Here is a 15,214-nt window from a genome sequence, read left to right on the forward strand (position 1 = left end):
ATCACGCCCCAAGTTCGGCGCCTTCCGTGCGCATCGCCCCCGGCGGTCGCCCAACGACGCGCTTGAATGCACGGCTAAACGCAGCGAGAGACCCGTAGCCGAGCCGGTACGCGACGGCTTCGATTGCCTCGCGGTCGCGCGTGATCCATTGCGCGGCGAGACGCATTCGCAGCTCGGTCAGATAGCGCACGGGCGTCATTCCGGTCGCTGCAAGAAAGCGCTCGGCAAACACCGAGCGCGAGACGCCTGCTTGCGCCGCCAGCTCCGCGACGCTCCAGTTGCGACCCGGGTCACGATGCAGCGCGACGATCGCACGACCGAGTTTCGGCTCGCGTAGCGCCTGCACCCAGCCCGTCGCGTCGCCGCAACCGCATTCCACCCAGCCGCGCACAATGAAGGCCGCCACCACGTCCGCCAGCCGCGCGAGGATGCCGGCAAAGCCTGCGCGCTCGGAGCACGATTCGCGCTCCATCGCATCGAGCATCGGGCGGATTTCCGGGTAGCGCGCGAGCAGGGTGCCGACGTGCATGAACTCCGGCATCGTGCCCACCAAGGGCTGCATGCCACCCAGATCCAGCTCCATGCACGCGCTGAAAATGAGCGCATCGCCCGGGGCCGCTTCCGTACCGCCACCCACCGACGCCACCGTCTCGCAGATCTTCGCGGCTTCAAAACCGGCGATCTCGCGGCAAGGCGCATCCGGATCGGACAGCAACGCGTGTGGGGTGCCCTGGGGCAGCAACACCGCATCACCAGCCTCAAGTTGCATGGTTGCGCCCGACGCGTCGCGCAGCAACACGGGCCCGCGCCCCACGAAGTGGAACTGCGCACGCCCTGGCGCCTCACCAAAGCTCAGCCCGAAGGGCCGCGCCACGTGGATACGGCGGTACTGGACACCGCTCAGCCGCATGCCCAGCAGCAGCTCGCTGACAAGGTCGTGCACGTCGGGCAGGGGAGTGAGCATGTCGAAAGTCCGGACGATTGATCAACAAGACCGGATTGTATGACATAGACCGTCCCGCTATCGGGCCCTACCATGCCACCTTATTAGTACTTTCCCTGATCCTTTCCACGGAACGACGCATGAATCCCGGAATCTCCACGGCCGCTTCAATCGCGGCCCCGCGTGAACCCGCCTGGGGCGCTGTCTTTGCGATGGCGCTGGGCGTGTTCGGGCTCGTCACGGCCGAATTCCTGCCCGCAAGCCTGCTGACGCCCATGGCGGAAAGCCTGGGCGTGACCGAAGGCGTAGCAGGGCAGGCCGTCACGGCCACCGCAACGGTTGCGCTCGTCACCAGCTTGCTGACCGCCGCCGTCACGCGCTCCATCGACCGTCGGCGCGTGCTGCTGGCGTTTTCGGTGCTGCTCGTGGCATCGAATCTTGCAGTAGCGTTTGCGACCAACCTGACGGCGATCCTGATCGGTCGCGTGGTGCTAGGCATTGCGCTGGGCGGCTTCTGGACCATGGCCACCGCTACCGCAATGCGCCTCGTGCCTGCAGCGCTGGTGCCGCGGGCGCTGTCGATCATCTTCAGCGGCGTGGCCGTCGCCACGATTGCTGCCGCGCCCCTGGGCAGCTACTTCGGCCATCTGATCGGCTGGCGCAACGTGTTCCTGGCCGCGGCCGGGCTTGGCGTGGTTGCGTTTGTGTCGCAGGTGGCGACGCTGCCCTCGATGGCGCCAAGCGGCACGACGCGCCTGCGCACGCTCGTCGACGTGCTGCGTCGCCCATCCGTCGGCATCGGAATGTTTGCGACGATCCTCGTGTTCACCGGGCACTTCGCGTTCTTTACGTACCTGCGGCCGTTCCTGGAGCAGGTGGCGGGCGTTGGCGTGAACGGGCTATCGGCAATCCTGCTGGGCTATGGCATTGCCAACTTTGTAGGCACATCGCTCGCAGGCCGCGTGCTGGAACACCGGCTGCGCCCAATGCTGATTGCAATGCCGGCGCTGATGGTGGTGCTCGGCATCGCACTCGTGGCGCTGGGGCGCGCCCCCGTCATCGACGCCGTGCTGATCGCCTTGTGGGGCATGGCGTTTGGCGGCGTGCCGGTGGCGTGGTCGACATGGGTCACGCGCACCGTGCCCGACGAAGCCGAAAGCGCGGGTGGCCTGATCGTCGCCGCCGTGCAACTCGCGATTGCTACCGGTGCAGCAGCCGGCGGCGTGGTGTTCGACGCGAACGGCGCGGCCGGTGTGTTCATCGGCGCCGCTGTGGTGCTGGCGATTGCCGTCGCGACCATCGTGACGGGCGTGCCGAAGCGTGTTGAGGTGGTGCCGGCAATGGCGGAGTGACAGAGCGAGATGCGCGCCGCTGGGTCGGTCGGCTACCGTTTGAATCGGTCCAGTGCGCGCCATCTTTATTTCTCATAATTTGCATTATGTTAAATGCTGGACCGACCAGCATCCGCCGGTCTCGATCCAACACCCTCCACTAAGCCTTCTTCAAAAACTCCGGCTTCAGCAGATAGCTCACACCATCAATCTTGCAGTCGATCGGATGGTCGCCCGCCACGAGCCGGATGTTCTTGATCTTGGTCCCCGCCTTGAGCGTGCCCGACCCGCCCTTGAGCTTCAGGTCCTTCACCAGCGTTGCAGAGTCGCCAGCATTCAGTTGATTGCCGTTGGCGTCCTTGATGACCACCTCCGTCTCATCCTCGTCGTCCTGTGCCGACGGATTCCATTCGTGCGCGCAATCCGGGCAGATATAGAGTTCGCCGTCCTGGTAGGTATTCTCAGAGGCACATTGAGGACAGGCGGGAATCGTGGACATGTCGAGTGGCATAAAGCGGCTGAATTGGGGCCCGCACTATACCAGCCGGAACCTCCTGGATGGCTTGACCATTGTCACGCCGATATCGATATGCTCCGCGCCAGCAAGAAAACGGGCCCCGTCGCCAACCGGGGCCCGTTTCCATCTCGCTTTTGAGGGCGTCCGTTACGACGCCCTCAAGGCTGCCCTGCTCAGTTGCCGAACAGGCTCTCCAGCGCGCTGATCGTCGTTGAAAGGGTCGCGGAAACCGTACCCGTTTTCCCTGCGTCGATCGCAAGCGCCACATCGCCCGTGGAGGCAAAGGATGCGCTCGCTTGATCCTGTGTGGTGGCAAACGCCACGGAGCCGGCGCTCGGTACGCCCGAGGCGCCCACGACCAGCGGCGACGTCGTGGTCAGCAAAAGGTTTTCGTTGCCCGAGGCCGTTGTGAAATTCAGGTTGCCGGAAAGCTTCACCTCATCGGTAAAGGTCAGCAGCGAAAGCGCATCATCCAGACGCCAGCCTGCCAGCATGATGGAATCCTGGACGCCATTGATGTTGCGGTTCACGGTTACGTCATTGGACGTCGCAATGTATTTCAGCGTGCTGTCGGGCTGCGGAATCGATTTGGAAATCGTCATGGTTCCATTGAATGTCATTGAGGCGGTACCAGCCTGCGCACTCAGATTATTTGCGGTGACGGCCGCGACAAACGAAAAATCCTGCAGGTTTGCCGTCGGGCCCGACGCCGCATTGATGACAAATGACATTCCGCCATTAAGCGTCGTCAATAACGTTGCGCCGGCAAGTTCAACGTTCTCCTGGCAATTCGCGAACGTCATGCTGGCGGTATCGCCTGCCGAGATGCTGCCCGACCCATCTCGATCGTCGAATGTAATCGATGCGGTGCCTCCGCCTGTGCAGTTGGACGAGAAGTTCCCAGGGCCCGCCTGGCTGCCCGCTGCGATGACGGAGAAGAGGCTGATCGCGTAAAGGCTGTAGGTATCGCGGGAACCAAAGTACGTATAGGCAGCAGCAGTCCGCGCGTTCAGGTAACCGTTGGCGGGGTCCGCCAGCCGGATGGAGGAAGGTTGCTGCGGCACAGGGGGAACGACACCGCCTTCGTCATCCCCGCCCCCGCACGCGGCCAAAGCCGCTGCCATTGCAGTGATCAGCGTTGTCTGCAGCAATGTCTTCATGGCGAACTCCTTATTCTTTTAACGAAGATTCAACAATCCATGCTGGAGACATCAGCTTATGCATCGTGGATTTCATTGCACTTGATGATTAAAACTTCATTGATCCACCGCAACACAAAATTCCCCTGAAAATAATCTGCCAAAGCAGAATTTGCTTATACCTTCAATTCAATTCATTCGTTGAATATCCGCCTTTCTTTCGCTTGGCCGCCCTCGCCTCGGCGCGTCATTGCCACCGCCCTTTCGCGGACATCCCCGCCTGTTCAATTGGTGTGCAATCCGTCAAGTGCGCGACAGGCACCGGTCTTCGTTCTATGATCCAGCCTTCAACGACCGTTGCTGAACAGGAGAACCACCATGGGCGAAGCCAAACGACGCGGCACGCAAGCCGAACGCATGTCCCAGGCGCGGAGCCGACTGGAAGCCTTGCGCCCTGAAAAACTCGTCTGCGGCGCCTGCCAGACCGCCTTTACCGAATTCGAGGGGATGGAGCCGCGCGACATGCCCGGCATCCACGCGATCTTCGGCGGCGAATGCCCGAACTGCGGCGAAAGCGTGATTTCCTTCAACGGCGAACCCGAAGCCGTGGCCGCCGCCATGCTGGCCTACCAGGACGCCATGGAAAACGCCAAGCTTGGCGCACAGACGCAGGAAGGCAAGCACGTGCCCTACGTCGACGAAGAAGACAAGCCCACGCAACACTGAAGCCATCATGCAGAACATGCCAAGGCGCCGCTACCGCCACTACAAGGGCGGCGAATACGAATGGCTGTGCGAGGCCACGTACGAACCCGATCCCGCCATCAAGATGACGGTCTATCGCGCCGCGAACGGCACGATCTGGACACGCCCATCGACGATGTTCCATGAGATGGTTGAAGTCGACGGCCGGCAGGTGCCGCGCTTTGCGCTGATCGACTGAATGCCGTTCTGACCATCATGACCTACGTGATGGTCACGCTGGTCAACCCGCCGCCGCCCGTTTCTGACGCTTGAACCAGGCATGCTCGCCAGGCGCCCGGTCGCGTAGTTCGAAGGTGATGTGCACGCGGCGCGAGGCCTGCAGATAGACGCCGCACGTCAGCGTCAGTGCCACAGCAACCGCCACGCCGTCGATAAAGGTCGAGCGTGCCCCTGGAACGCCGCCCGCCATGAGCATCAGACCAATCAGCGGCGGTAGCAGCGCCATGTGCACGAGCATGGCCGGCCGGAATGCGCTGTCGTGCGTGGTGGCCAGCACCAGCACCGTCACGCTGGAAATCAGATACAGCAGTGTGGTGAGGTTGATGGCCCCGCTGCCCGGCGCGTTGGCGTCGAACAGGTCGGCGCCGGCCAGTTGCAGCGCATCCATCGAAAGCCCCTGCCAGAACACCCACGTCGGCCCTGCGATGGCAATGGCAAGCACCCACGGCAGCCATCCGGCAATGCCGTACAGCGGATGTTGACCCGCTGCGATCGGGTCGATGTCGACCCAGCGATGCGTCAGCATGATGCACCCCCAACAATGCGCGTCCGTTCTGATGACGGCTGCTTTCGGCAAGCGCCGGCGGCGTCTGCCTCCCCTGCTCTGTAGCTTAGGTCGCTGCACAACGCGCGCAATGCGGGAGGAACCCTGAGCGCACAATCGGATTGCGCTACCTCAACTGGATTGCGCTACCTCAACTGCCGGCGAGCTATCGGCGGAACAGTCGCGGGCGGTCCGGATCGTAGAGCGGGTCGGGCGTGATCTGCGTGAGCTGCAATACGCCGGCGGGGTCGAAGTAGAAATGCATCAGCGACGGCCAGACATCGTCCGCCTTGAAGCGGTACGACCAGACCAAGCGGTCCATGCGCGGAAAATACGCCGTTTCCACCGGTTGGCCGAAATGTCGCAGCACGTCGTCCCGAGTCCAGACGCCGATCCTGGCCTGGGCAAACTCAAGGCTGCTCAAGACCTGCTTGAAGGCGACGAGCTTGCCACTGGCATCGAAGTCCGCCGCGTAGGTGAACTGGCCGTATGGTTTGGTCGGATAGAGCCAGCGAGTGCCGCCATTGAGTGGATAGGTTTCGCGCGGCGGCCCAAACTGCGCCTGCACAGCGGGCTCGTCCGCGCCCACCAAGCGTTGGCCCTTGGTGACGGGGGATTCCAATGCAGCACATCCCGCCGTTGCCGCAACCACAATCGCTACCGCCGCCCACCGCATTGCGCGCATGACGCCCGTCCTCGCCAAACTGAGTGAAGCCCGTAGTTTACCGCCGCGCGTCAGCTCAACGTGCGAGTAGCGGCGCGATATCGAGGTGCGTTGCGGCAAGGCGCGCATTGGCGCGCGGCAATCGCGGAATCGTGCCCAGATGCGGTGCGTTGATCCACCGACGCAAGGTAGTGACGTTGTCGTCAAGGCCTGCCATGGCCGGGTCGACCACGTTACCGACCCAGCCGGCCAGATGCAGGCCACGCGCGGCAATCGCCCCGGCGGTGAGCGCGGCGTGATTCAGGCAGCCCAGGCGCAACCCGACAACCAGCACAACGGGCAAGCCCAGCGCCACGGCCATCTCGGCCGTATCAAAGTCGTCTGACAACGGCACGCGGAAACCACCGACGCCCTCCACCACGACGGCATCCGCCAGCGATCTGGCGTGCGCAAACGCGTCGAGAATCGGTGGCAGCGTAATGGTCACGCCTTCGCGCGCTGCTGCCAAATGCGGAGACATCGGCGCGTCGAGCAACCAGGGGCAAACGGTATGGAGCGGCAGATCGACCGACGCAGCGGCACGCAGTTGCTCGACATCTTCGTTGGTGCGCGTGGGCGCGCCCGCCAGCGTGCCAGCAGCAATTGGCTTGAGGCCTGCGGCGCGGTAGCCGGCATCAGCCAGCTTGGTCAGCAATGTCGCGCTGACCAGCGTCTTGCCGATCTCCGTATCCGTGCCGGTGACAAAGCAATCGAAGCGTGCGCGCATATCAGGCTGCCTTGGCTGGCTGAAGCGATTGGCCGGCCGCTTCCAGCGCCTGCGCGAGGCGCTCGATGTCTGCATCGGTATGTGCCGCCGACAGCGTGATCCGCAGACGGGCCGTTCCGGCCGGCACCGTCGGCGGGCGGATGGCGGCGATGCGGATGCCTTCGCGTTCCAGTGCAGCGGCCAGTTCCAATGCCGGTGCGTTCTCACCGATCACGATCGGCTGGATGGCCGTGGGCGATGGCATCCACTGCCAACCGAAACGCGCAGCCAGACGCTGTGCATGCGCACTCCACACGGCGATATGCCGATCGAGGCGCGCGCGGCGTTCAGCGCCCTCCTCACCTGCGATCAGATCCAATGCGGCTTCCACCGCACACGCAATGCCCGGCGGCGTGGCCGTTGTGAAGATGTACGTGCGGGCGCGCTGGACCAGCCAGTCGATCACCAGTCGATGCGCAACGATGGCAGCGCCTGATCCGCCGGCGGCCTTGCCAAAGGTGCCGACATAGACGAGGCGCTTCGAGCGCAGCCCGAAATGCGACAGCACGCCCGCGCCCTTCTCACCGAGCACGCCCAGGCCATGCGCGTCGTCCACGATCAGCCAGGCGTCGTAGCGTTCGGCCAGCGCAAGCAGTTCAGGCAGCGGCGCGATGTCGCCGTCCATGCTGAACACGCCATCCGTGACGATCAGCTTATTGCGACTCGTGCTCGCCGCCAGCAGCGCTTCCAGCGCAGCAAGGTCGACGTGCGGATAGACCTTGATGGGCGCGCGCGACAACCTCGCACCGTCGATCAGCGAGGCGTGGTTCAGCGCGTCGGAAAAGATCGTGCATTCGTCGGCCGGGCGGATGCCGCCAGCCTGCGCCATGGCGCTCACCACGGCCAGATTGGCCATGTAGCCCGTGCAGAAGAACAGCGCGTCCGCATCGGGAATGTGTTCGCCTTGCAGTGCAGCCATGCGTGCTTCCAGCCGCGCGTGCGCGATCGAATGGCCGCTCACCAGATGCGATGCGCCGCTGCCAAAGCCATATTGCTGCGTGCCGTGCGTCACCGCCTCGGCCAGGGCCGGATGCGCTGCCAGGCCGAGATAATCGTTGCCGCAAAAGCCCAGAATGTCGCGCGGCTCTTCACCGGGCACGCTGATGCGCTGGCTGCGGTCGGTCGGGCTGTACGCGGTGCGGCGCACGCGGCGCAGGTGCGCGGCGTCGATGGCGTCAAGGCCCGCCTGCAGGTCGTCAAGCAATCGCATAGGTGTGTCCTTCTGTTTCGCCCGTAGCTTGGGCCAGCGTGTCTTCAAGCGTCTGCAGCGTGCGTTCGACCAGCGTGTCGGTCTCTTCGTCGCTCAGCACATAAGGCGGCAGCAGATAAACGGTGTTGCCGATGGGCCGCAGCAGCAGCCCGTGCGTGCGTGCCGTCAGCGCAAAGCGTTCGGCAAAGCGCGCACCGGCCACGTCGGGGTGCACGTCGAACGCGGTGATCATCCCCGTCTGCCGCAGATGGGCAAAACGCGCATCGTGCGACAGCGGCGCCAGGCCCTGGGCGATGCGCGCCGCGGTCACGCGATTACGTGCAAAGACGTCTTCTTCAGCAAACAGATCGAGCGTGGCCAGTGCCGCGCGGCACGCCAGCGGGTTGCCCGTGTATGAGTGCGAATGCAGGAAGCTGCGCACCGGCGCATCGTCGTTGAAGGCGTCATAGATGGCATTGCGCGACAGCACGATCGACAGCGGCAGATAGCCTCCGCTGATGCCCTTCGACAGGCACAGCAAGTCCGGCCACACGCCGGCCTGTTCGCATGCGAAGAACGTACCGGTGCGACCGCAGCCGACGGCAATTTCATCGGCAATCCAATGCACATCAAACTCATCGCACAGCGCACGCACGCCGCGCAAATAGCTCACGTCGTGCATGGCCATGCCGGCGGCACACTGCACCAGCGGCTCGATGATGACGGCGGCGATGGTGCCGGCGTGGGTGCTCAGGCAATCCCGCAGCGCGGCCAGCGCACGCTCGGCTACGTCGGCGGCGGTCTCGCCCGGGCCGGCCAGGCGCGCGTCAGGCGATGGCACGCGATGCGATTGCAGGATCAGCGGGTCATAGGCATCCCGGAAGATCGCCACATCGGTCACCCCCAGCGCGCCGAGCGTTTCACCGTGGTAGCCGTGTTCCAGGCAGACGAAACGGCTGCGCGCGCCCTGCCCTGCGTTGCGATGGGCGTGGAAGCTCATCTTGAGCGCGATTTCCACGGCAGAAGCGCCGTCGGAGCCGAAGAAGCTGTGGCCCAGCACGCCGCCTGTCAGGTCGATCAGGCGCTCAGCCAGCTCCACTGCCGGCCGATGCGTGGCCCCCGCCAGCATGACGTGCTCCAGCGAATCGAGCTGCGTCTTCAACGCCGCATTGATGTGCGGATTCGCATGGCCGAAAAGGTTGACCCACCACGAACTGGTGCCGTCCAGGTAGCGCTTGCCGTCAAAGTCGATCAGCCACGGCCCCTGGCCGCGTGCGATCGGCAGCGGCGGCATGGCATCAAGCCGCGCATTTTGGGTGCACGGATGCCAGACGGCCGCGCGGCTGCGCGCCTGCCACGCCGTGTTGGCGCTGGGCGCGCCGTCGACCGGCACCGGGATTGGGGGATACGCCATACGAGGCCTCCTCGAAGCATAAGCGGGGGATTCGGCGGCGTATGGTAGAGGTCATGTGGATCAAACAACAAGCCCGCACGTTGGATGAAATTACGCGCTCATACGCCGAAAAAGAAAGAAGAAGCGCACTTCTTCGGCGGATTCCCAACGTCCTGCGCGGATCATGTCGCTAAAAAATCTTTGTGCCAGGGCTCAAATGAGTGCCAAAAGGCACTTCGAAGAACCCGACGCTTACGCCTATCGGTATTGCGCTAGGGTGGCGCAGCTTTGGCCGACTATTTACCTGGAGTGATATTCAGAATGGACCGCAGGTTTGCTGTGCATCATTGCTCAGGCCTAGGGATAACCCTATACTCGGGAAAACCCTAGATAACACACCGAGAGAAAACATCATGGTCCAGCAAGCCTATTTCACCCCCAAGTTCGCCGGCAACATCCAAGTTCAGGCCACCAACCCTACGTCGCTGCTGCGCGCGGTCATCAATTTTTTCCGCAACGGGTGGGATGACAACCTGGTGTACGCAGAAGTGGTCGGCAAGTCCGGTTCGTACCTGGGCTGAATGCCGCGGCCGAATGTTCGGCCATGCCGCAAAGGCACGTAAAAAAAACGGCGCATCGGCGCCGTTTTTGTTTTGGGGCGTTCGACGGTGCGCCTAGCCCAGGTCTCCACCGCCCACCGGCAACACCGTCCCGGTGATGTAAGAAGCCTCGTCCGACGCCAAAAACAGGATCGCTCGCACCTGCTCGTCGATCGTTCCATAGCGGTGCATCAGGCTGCTGGCGATGGTCTGGTCAACGATGCCCTGGTACCAAGTGGCTTCCTGCTCCGACATGGGCGCCGTGTTGCGCGGGATTTTGCGTGGCGGCGCTTCGGTGCCGCCCGTGGCGACGGCGTTGACGCGGATGTTGTCCTGCGCGTGCTCCAACGCCAGGCTGGCCGTCAGCGCATTCACGCCGCCCTTGGCCGCAGAATACGGAATCCGATAGATACCGCGTGTGGCAATGGACGACACGTTGACGATCACGCCCTGCCGGCGCTCCACCATATGCGGCAGCACGGCGCGGCAGCACCACAGCGTGGGGAACAGCGAGCGGCGGATCTCCGCCTCGATCTGCGCTTCTTCATAGTGCTGATACGGCTTCGCCCAGATCGTGCCGCCGACGTTGTTGATGAGCACGTCGATGCCGCCGAACGCATCGAGCGCGGCCTGCACGGCGTGTTGCGCGCCGGTGTAGGTCTCCAGATCGGCGGTGGTGGCGAGGGCTCGGCCGCCCGCTGCGGCAATCTCGGCCTGCACTTCGTAGACCAGCTCCGCCCGGTCCACCAGCAGCACCTGAGCGCCCTCTTCGGCCACCGCCAATGCCACGCCGCGCCCGATACCTTGGGCCGCGCCCGTCACGACGACGGTCTTGCCTGAGAATCGTTGCATGCTCATGCCGCCTTCGCCTCCGGTACTGCATTGGGCGTGAATTTCTCGTAGTAGAAGCTGTTGGGCTTCACGCCCTCGTCGTCAAAGTACTTGCGCACGGCATCGACCATTGGCGGCGGCCCGCACAGATAGACATCCACGTCGCCATCGTTCAGGGCATCGGCCGGCACGTGCTGCGTCACCCAACCCTTGCGCGGATGATTCGACGCGGCGTCAGCCACGACCGTGGCGTAGCTGAAGTTCGGCAACCGCGCTGCATAGGCTTCAAGCGCGTCGACCTGCACCAGGTCGAGGTCACGGGTGACGCCATAAATCAGGTGCACCTTCTGCTGCGAGTTCGCACGTGCCAGCACTTCAAGCATCGACAGGAACGGAGCGAGCCCCGTGCCGCCAGCAAGGAACAACAGCGGCCGCTGCACATTGCGCAGATAGAAGCTGCCCAGCGGCCCGTGCAGATCGAGCTTGTCGCCCGGCTGCGCGGTTTCCAGCCAACGGCTCATCACGCCGCCGGGAATCTTCTTGATGAGGAAGCTGATCTTCGATTCTCCGGGGGCGGATGAGAACGAATACGAGCGGTGCTGGCCGGTGCCCGGTACGCCGATGTTGACGTACTGGCCAGGAAGAAACACCGGCGCAGTGGCATCCACGTCCAGTTCCAGCACGACGGCTGCGTCGTTGTGCAACTCGACTTTCGACACCGTTGTCCCGAAGCTGCTCTGACCAGTCTTGCAGCTGGTCGATGTGGTCGGCACCGCGATCACGCAATCGCTTTGCGGCACCATCTGGCACGTCAGGACGAGGCCCGTGTTCTTCTCGTCTTCGGTCAGGGCATCGTCAATGTAATCGTCGCCGAGGTCGTAACTTCCGCTCTCGGCGCGGCACTTGCAGGTTCCGCACACACCATCGGAGCAATCCATGGGCAGGTTGATCTTCGCGCGGAAGGCGGCATCGAGCACCTTCTCGCCCGCTTTGCAATCGATGAAACGGGTCACGCCGTCCTCGAAGTTCAGTGCGACTGTGAAACTGGACATGGAATACCTCCGCTGCCTCTTGTGCGTGTCCTATACGTGGGTGCAAATCAGACGTGATAAACGTCGAGCACCTGCCGGATGTAGTCGTTCTTCAGCACGATCTTCTTGGATGCGATCAGGAAGCCATCGCCCGCGCGGCGCAGGGTGACGAACATCGTGCCGAAGAAGTGATCGGTGGTTTTGTACCGATGGCTGAGCGTGTGGAAGTTGTAGCGCACGTCGACTTCATCGCCGCGTTCGGCCACAACTTCAACATTGGCGACCGTGTGGCTGGTTCTCGGCTCCGGCGTGGAAGCCCCGCTGCGCTCGGTCTTGATGCGGAAGACGCGATCTTCCAGCCCGCAGCGATTGGCGTAGTACATCAACGAGATCTGGCTCTGCGGGTCGTCGGTCAACTGGTCGTCGTCATCCCATGCGGGCATCCAGTAGGTGACGTCTTCTGCGTAGCACTCGAGCCACGCGTCCCAATTGCGGTCATCAAGCAGTCGCGCCTCGCGGTACAGGGCAGCGCAGATGTTCTGGTAATCCATGCTCATGCCGGCACCCCTTCGCATTCCTGCTTGAGCGCCTCGCGCATGACGCGCACCCAATATTCGTGCTGGCAGACGAACAAGCCTTCGTCTTCACTGCGCTCACCCGAGATGAGCGGCTTCAATCCCATCTTCGTTGCGTTTTCGTCGGGGCCGTGAATCCACAGCGGCGCCCCGCGCGACAGGTCGTTCCACAGCGCGGTGGTGCCGGCGTAGCCGTTCTGACAGGCACGGAATTCTTCCAGGTCATCGGCGGTACCCATGCCGGTAACGTTGAAGAAGTCCTCGTACTGGCGGATGCGCGTTGCGCGGTCCGTTGCGCTTTCGCCCTTCGGCGCGAAACAGAAGATCGAGACCTCGGTCTTGTCGACGCTGATCGGCCGTACCACGCGAATCTGCGTGCTGAACTGGTCCATCAGGAACACGTTCGGATACAGGCACAGATTGCGGGTCTGGTTGACGATGAAATCTGTTTGGGTTTCACCCACGCGTGCCTTGATTTCTTCGCGGTGCGCATAGACGGGGCGCACCTCCGGGTTCATCGTCTGCGTCCACAGCAAGATGTGGCCGTGCTCGAACCCGTAGACGCCCGCCACCGACTTGCTCCAGCTGTTCGCATCCACCGCCTGGGTGCCGCCTTCCTTGCGTCGCCCCATCGTGGCGGCGTAATTCCAGTGCACCGTGCTGACGTGGTAGCCGTCGCAGCCGTTCTCCATCTGCATCTTCCAGTTGCCGTCATACACGTAGGAAGAATTGCCGCGCAGCACTTCCAGGCCGTCGGGCGACTGATCGACGATCTGGTCGATGATCACACGCGCCTCGCCAAGGTACGCCTCAAGCGGCTGCACATCGGCATTGAGGCTGCCGAACAGGAAGCCACGATAGTTCTCGAACCGAGCGACCTTCTTCAAATCGTGCGAGGCGTGCGTGTTGAACTGCACCGGATACTCGGTGGTCTTTTCGTCCTTCACCTTGAGCAGCTTGCCGGTGTTGGAGAACGTCCAGCCGTGGAACGGGCACGTGAAGCTGCCCTTGTTGCCATGCTTGCGACGACACAGCATCGCGCCCTTGTGCGCACATGCGTTGATGACCGCATGCAGCTCCCCGGTCTTGTCGCGGGTGATGACGATCGGCTGGCGGCCGATCCACGTGGTGTAGTAATCGTTGTTGTTCGGAATCTGGCTTTCGTGCGCCAGATACACCCAGTTGTTCTCGAAGATGTGCTTCATCTCCAGCTCGAACAAATCGGGGTTGGTGAAGATGTCGCGGCGGCAGCGGAAAATGCCGGCCTCTTCGTCATCCACCACAGCGGTTGACAGCAGTTGGTCCAGTTCGCTGGCTTTATCAATCAAGGCGGACATGGTCGTCTCCACGGTGAGGCACTCGGCCTCAAGCCTCTGCCGAAGCGCGCAAGCGGTTCACGCGCTGGTTGTCCTTGCCCTGAACCAGCGGCGTCAGGACGACATTGAATTCGATGTCCTTGTACGTATCGCCTTTCAGGCCCAGCGCCGCACCGCCCGTTTTCTCCACCACGTGCGGAATCAGCTCTTCGCGGGTGGCGTAGGCGAAGTCGTCCCAGATCAGCGGATCGCCTTCGATATTGAATTGCGTCGTCAGCTTGCGGTGGCCATTGCTCGTGACGAAGAAGTGCACATGCGCCGGCCGGTTGCCGTGGCGGGCAAGCCCGTTCAGCAGTTGCTGCGTAGCACCTTGCGGCGGGCAGCCGTAGCCCACTGGCATGAGCGTGCGGAATTCATATTTGCCATCGGCACCGGTCCTGACCGCGCCGCGCAGGTTGAACGGGCTCTGCGCACCGGTCGGATCGAAATGCGAATAGAAGCCGTTCGAGTTTGCATGCCAGCACTCGACCACGGCGCCGGCCACCGGCTTGCCCTCCGGCCCCGTCACCGTGCCGTGAATGACGAGCGGGCCTGCCGCCGGGTCCGGATCGATGTCAATCCTGGACACGCCATCGCGCACCGTCGTGCCGGCAACGTACAGCGGGCCCTCGATCGTGCGCGGCGTACCGCCGTTGATGCCTAGCGCCTCGTCCGCAGCGTCCATACGGATATCGAGATACTTCTCCAGGCCCACGCCGGCCGCCAGCAATGCGGCTTCGCCGTCCTGGCCAAGCTTGTTCAGGTAGTTGATGCCCGCCCAGACTTCATCTGGCGTGATGTCGAGGTCGTCGATGGCCTTGAACAGGTCGGCCAGCAAACGGTGGGTGATCTGCTTCAGGCGGGCGTTGCCCTCTTTGCCGTCCAGGTTGGTGGCGGCCTTCAGCAGGTCCTGCACTTCTTTCGTTTGGAATACGCGCGCGTTCATGATGGGTGTCTCCTCGTGGCTTTCTGGGGGAATGTGGAATGTGTCAGGCGCGATCTCAATCGTCCTTGCTGTGCACTGAAGACGGGTGGCGGCACATCGGTGTCACCGAAATCTCCATGTACGGAAACAGCGGCAGCGCCGTCAGGATGTCGTGCAGTTCTGCATTGCTCTGCACGTCGAAGACGCTGACGTTCGCGTACTCGCCGACCAGGCGCCAGATGTGGCGCCACTTGCCGCTGCGCTGCAGATCCTGCGAATAGGCTTTCTCGCGCGACTTGATCTCGTTGGCGACATCGGCGGGCATGTCGGCCGGCAGGCGGACATCCATGCGGACGTGGAACAGCATCGTGGTCTCCTTGGTGGGATGT

The 15,214-nt window shown here is 63.1% G+C and carries 18 protein-coding genes; 4 read left to right on the plus strand and 14 right to left on the minus strand.

All coding sequences use genetic code 11. The features are described from left to right. Window position 1: 1 nt before the first annotated feature. Entirely contained in the window at window positions 2-964 is a 963-nt protein-coding gene (locus tag ACU8YE_RS06920; protein ID WP_414560641.1) for an AraC family transcriptional regulator, read from the minus strand. Window positions 965-1,083: 119 nt separating this feature from the next. On the opposite strand from ACU8YE_RS06920, the gene ACU8YE_RS06925 reads away from it, so the two are divergent. Next, the gene (locus tag ACU8YE_RS06925; protein WP_446928388.1) at window positions 1,084-2,295 is read left to right on the plus strand and encodes an MFS transporter; all 1,212 of its coding nucleotides are present in this window, start codon (window positions 1,084-1,086) and stop codon (window positions 2,293-2,295) included. Window positions 2,296-2,434: 139 nt separating this feature from the next. Here the strand turns inward: ACU8YE_RS06925 and ACU8YE_RS06930 are convergent, their stop codons facing one another. Both ACU8YE_RS06930 and ACU8YE_RS06935 read right to left on the minus strand, forming a co-directional pair. After that, window positions 2,435-2,773 (minus strand): zinc ribbon domain-containing protein YjdM, encoded by a 339-nt coding sequence (locus tag ACU8YE_RS06930; protein WP_316871301.1) that lies wholly within the window; start codon window positions 2,771-2,773, stop codon window positions 2,435-2,437. Between the two features lie 191 nt (window positions 2,774-2,964). After that, window positions 2,965-3,951 (minus strand): hypothetical protein, encoded by a 987-nt coding sequence (locus ACU8YE_RS06935; RefSeq protein WP_440075930.1) that lies wholly within the window; start codon window positions 3,949-3,951, stop codon window positions 2,965-2,967. Between the two features lie 357 nt (window positions 3,952-4,308). Between ACU8YE_RS06935 and ACU8YE_RS06940 the strand changes: the two genes are divergently transcribed. Together ACU8YE_RS06940 and ACU8YE_RS06945 are read left to right on the plus strand one after the other, a co-directional pair. Continuing rightward, window positions 4,309-4,656 (plus strand): hypothetical protein, encoded by a 348-nt coding sequence (locus ACU8YE_RS06940; protein WP_440838214.1) that lies wholly within the window; start codon window positions 4,309-4,311, stop codon window positions 4,654-4,656. Between the two features lie 7 nt (window positions 4,657-4,663). Beyond that, window positions 4,664-4,873: a DUF1653 domain-containing protein gene (locus ACU8YE_RS06945; RefSeq protein WP_316871303.1), complete on the plus strand. Its 210-nt coding sequence runs from the start codon at window positions 4,664-4,666 to the stop codon at window positions 4,871-4,873. A 42-nt stretch (window positions 4,874-4,915) separates the two neighbouring features. Here the strand turns inward: ACU8YE_RS06945 and ACU8YE_RS06950 are convergent, their stop codons facing one another. The 5 genes from ACU8YE_RS06950 to bioA form a co-directional block, all read right to left on the minus strand. Then, entirely contained in the window at window positions 4,916-5,440 is a 525-nt protein-coding gene (locus ACU8YE_RS06950) for a hypothetical protein (protein ID WP_440476463.1), read from the minus strand. Window positions 5,441-5,624: 184 nt separating this feature from the next. Further along, on the minus strand, window positions 5,625-6,143 hold the full coding sequence (locus ACU8YE_RS06955; protein ID WP_322016693.1) for a hypothetical protein: 519 nt from the start codon (window positions 6,141-6,143) through the stop codon (window positions 5,625-5,627). Window positions 6,144-6,198: 55 nt separating this feature from the next. After that, a complete protein-coding gene (bioD, locus tag ACU8YE_RS06960; RefSeq protein WP_446928389.1) occupies window positions 6,199-6,888 on the minus strand; it encodes a dethiobiotin synthase in 690 nt (229 codons plus the stop codon). Window position 6,889: 1 nt separating this feature from the next. Then, window positions 6,890-8,137 carry an 8-amino-7-oxononanoate synthase gene (gene bioF / locus ACU8YE_RS06965; protein WP_446928390.1) on the minus strand — a complete coding sequence of 416 codons (1,248 nt, stop codon included), beginning with the start codon at window positions 8,135-8,137 and terminating at the stop codon, window positions 6,890-6,892. After that, window positions 8,124-9,530, minus strand: coding sequence for an adenosylmethionine--8-amino-7-oxononanoate transaminase (gene bioA, locus ACU8YE_RS06970; RefSeq protein ID WP_343617897.1), 1,407 nt, complete (start codon window positions 9,528-9,530; stop codon window positions 8,124-8,126). The genes bioF and bioA overlap by 14 nt, the downstream gene beginning before the upstream one ends. Window positions 9,531-9,922: 392 nt before the next feature. On the opposite strand from bioA, the gene ACU8YE_RS06975 reads away from it, so the two are divergent. Next, window positions 9,923-10,090, plus strand: a complete 168-nt coding sequence (locus ACU8YE_RS06975; RefSeq protein WP_414560636.1) for a hypothetical protein — start codon at window positions 9,923-9,925, stop codon at window positions 10,088-10,090. A gap of 93 nt (window positions 10,091-10,183) precedes the next feature. On the opposite strand, the gene ACU8YE_RS06980 is transcribed toward ACU8YE_RS06975, so the two are convergent. The 6 genes from ACU8YE_RS06980 to catC are packed head-to-tail and all read right to left on the minus strand — an operon-like array spanning window position 10,184 to window position 15,192. After that, window positions 10,184-10,966 carry a 1,6-dihydroxycyclohexa-2,4-diene-1-carboxylate dehydrogenase gene (locus tag ACU8YE_RS06980; RefSeq protein WP_446928391.1) on the minus strand — a complete coding sequence of 261 codons (783 nt, stop codon included), beginning with the start codon at window positions 10,964-10,966 and terminating at the stop codon, window positions 10,184-10,186. Further along, window positions 10,963-11,991: a benzoate 1,2-dioxygenase electron transfer component BenC gene (gene benC / locus ACU8YE_RS06985; protein ID WP_316871306.1), complete on the minus strand. Its 1,029-nt coding sequence runs from the start codon at window positions 11,989-11,991 to the stop codon at window positions 10,963-10,965. Before benC ends, ACU8YE_RS06980 begins: the two co-directional genes overlap by 4 nt. A gap of 47 nt (window positions 11,992-12,038) precedes the next feature. Continuing rightward, a complete protein-coding gene (gene benB / locus ACU8YE_RS06990) occupies window positions 12,039-12,527 on the minus strand; it encodes a benzoate 1,2-dioxygenase small subunit (protein WP_232042804.1) in 489 nt (162 codons plus the stop codon). Further along, a complete protein-coding gene (locus ACU8YE_RS06995) occupies window positions 12,524-13,882 on the minus strand; it encodes a Rieske 2Fe-2S domain-containing protein (RefSeq protein WP_232042803.1) in 1,359 nt (452 codons plus the stop codon). The genes benB and ACU8YE_RS06995 overlap by 4 nt, the downstream gene beginning before the upstream one ends. 28 nt (window positions 13,883-13,910) lie before the next feature. Then, the gene (gene catA / locus ACU8YE_RS07000; protein ID WP_232042802.1) at window positions 13,911-14,846 is read right to left on the minus strand and encodes a catechol 1,2-dioxygenase; all 936 of its coding nucleotides are present in this window, start codon (window positions 14,844-14,846) and stop codon (window positions 13,911-13,913) included. 55 nt (window positions 14,847-14,901) lie between these two features. Beyond that, window positions 14,902-15,192, minus strand: coding sequence for a muconolactone Delta-isomerase (gene catC / locus ACU8YE_RS07005; protein ID WP_446928392.1), 291 nt, complete (start codon window positions 15,190-15,192; stop codon window positions 14,902-14,904). Between the last annotated feature and the right edge of the window lie 22 nt (window positions 15,193-15,214).

Source organism: Ralstonia sp. VS2407 (assembly GCF_052950655.1).

Bases quoted from the DNA above. Each gene is read 5' to 3' on its own strand.
- bioA (WP_343617897.1), bottom strand. From the start codon at position 9,530: ATGGCGTATCCCCCAATCCCGGTGCCGGTCGACGGCGCGCCCAGCGCC.
- benB (WP_232042804.1), bottom strand. From the start codon at position 12,527: ATGAGCATGGATTACCAGAACATCTGCGCTGCCCTGTACCGCGAGGCG.
- benC (WP_316871306.1), bottom strand. From the start codon at position 11,991: ATGTCCAGTTTCACAGTCGCACTGAACTTCGAGGACGGCGTGACCCGT.
- bioF (WP_446928390.1), bottom strand. From the start codon at position 8,137: ATGCGATTGCTTGACGACCTGCAGGCGGGCCTTGACGCCATCGACGCC.
- ACU8YE_RS06925 (WP_446928388.1), top strand. From the start codon at position 1,084: ATGAATCCCGGAATCTCCACGGCCGCTTCAATCGCGGCCCCGCGTGAA.
- ACU8YE_RS06980 (WP_446928391.1), bottom strand. From the start codon at position 10,966: ATGAGCATGCAACGATTCTCAGGCAAGACCGTCGTCGTGACGGGCGCG.
- catC (WP_446928392.1), bottom strand. From the start codon at position 15,192: ATGCTGTTCCACGTCCGCATGGATGTCCGCCTGCCGGCCGACATGCCC.
- ACU8YE_RS06920 (WP_414560641.1), bottom strand. From the start codon at position 964: ATGCTCACTCCCCTGCCCGACGTGCACGACCTTGTCAGCGAGCTGCTG.
- catA (WP_232042802.1), bottom strand. From the start codon at position 14,846: ATGAACGCGCGCGTATTCCAAACGAAAGAAGTGCAGGACCTGCTGAAG.
- ACU8YE_RS06940 (WP_440838214.1), top strand. From the start codon at position 4,309: ATGGGCGAAGCCAAACGACGCGGCACGCAAGCCGAACGCATGTCCCAG.
- ACU8YE_RS06930 (WP_316871301.1), bottom strand. From the start codon at position 2,773: ATGTCCACGATTCCCGCCTGTCCTCAATGTGCCTCTGAGAATACCTAC.
- bioD (WP_446928389.1), bottom strand. From the start codon at position 6,888: ATGCGCGCACGCTTCGATTGCTTTGTCACCGGCACGGATACGGAGATC.
- ACU8YE_RS06935 (WP_440075930.1), bottom strand. From the start codon at position 3,951: ATGAAGACATTGCTGCAGACAACGCTGATCACTGCAATGGCAGCGGCT.
- ACU8YE_RS06995 (WP_232042803.1), bottom strand. From the start codon at position 13,882: ATGTCCGCCTTGATTGATAAAGCCAGCGAACTGGACCAACTGCTGTCA.
- ACU8YE_RS06950 (WP_440476463.1), bottom strand. From the start codon at position 5,440: ATGCTGACGCATCGCTGGGTCGACATCGACCCGATCGCAGCGGGTCAA.
- ACU8YE_RS06955 (WP_322016693.1), bottom strand. From the start codon at position 6,143: ATGCGCGCAATGCGGTGGGCGGCGGTAGCGATTGTGGTTGCGGCAACG.
- ACU8YE_RS06975 (WP_414560636.1), top strand. From the start codon at position 9,923: ATGGTCCAGCAAGCCTATTTCACCCCCAAGTTCGCCGGCAACATCCAA.
- ACU8YE_RS06945 (WP_316871303.1), top strand. From the start codon at position 4,664: ATGCAGAACATGCCAAGGCGCCGCTACCGCCACTACAAGGGCGGCGAA.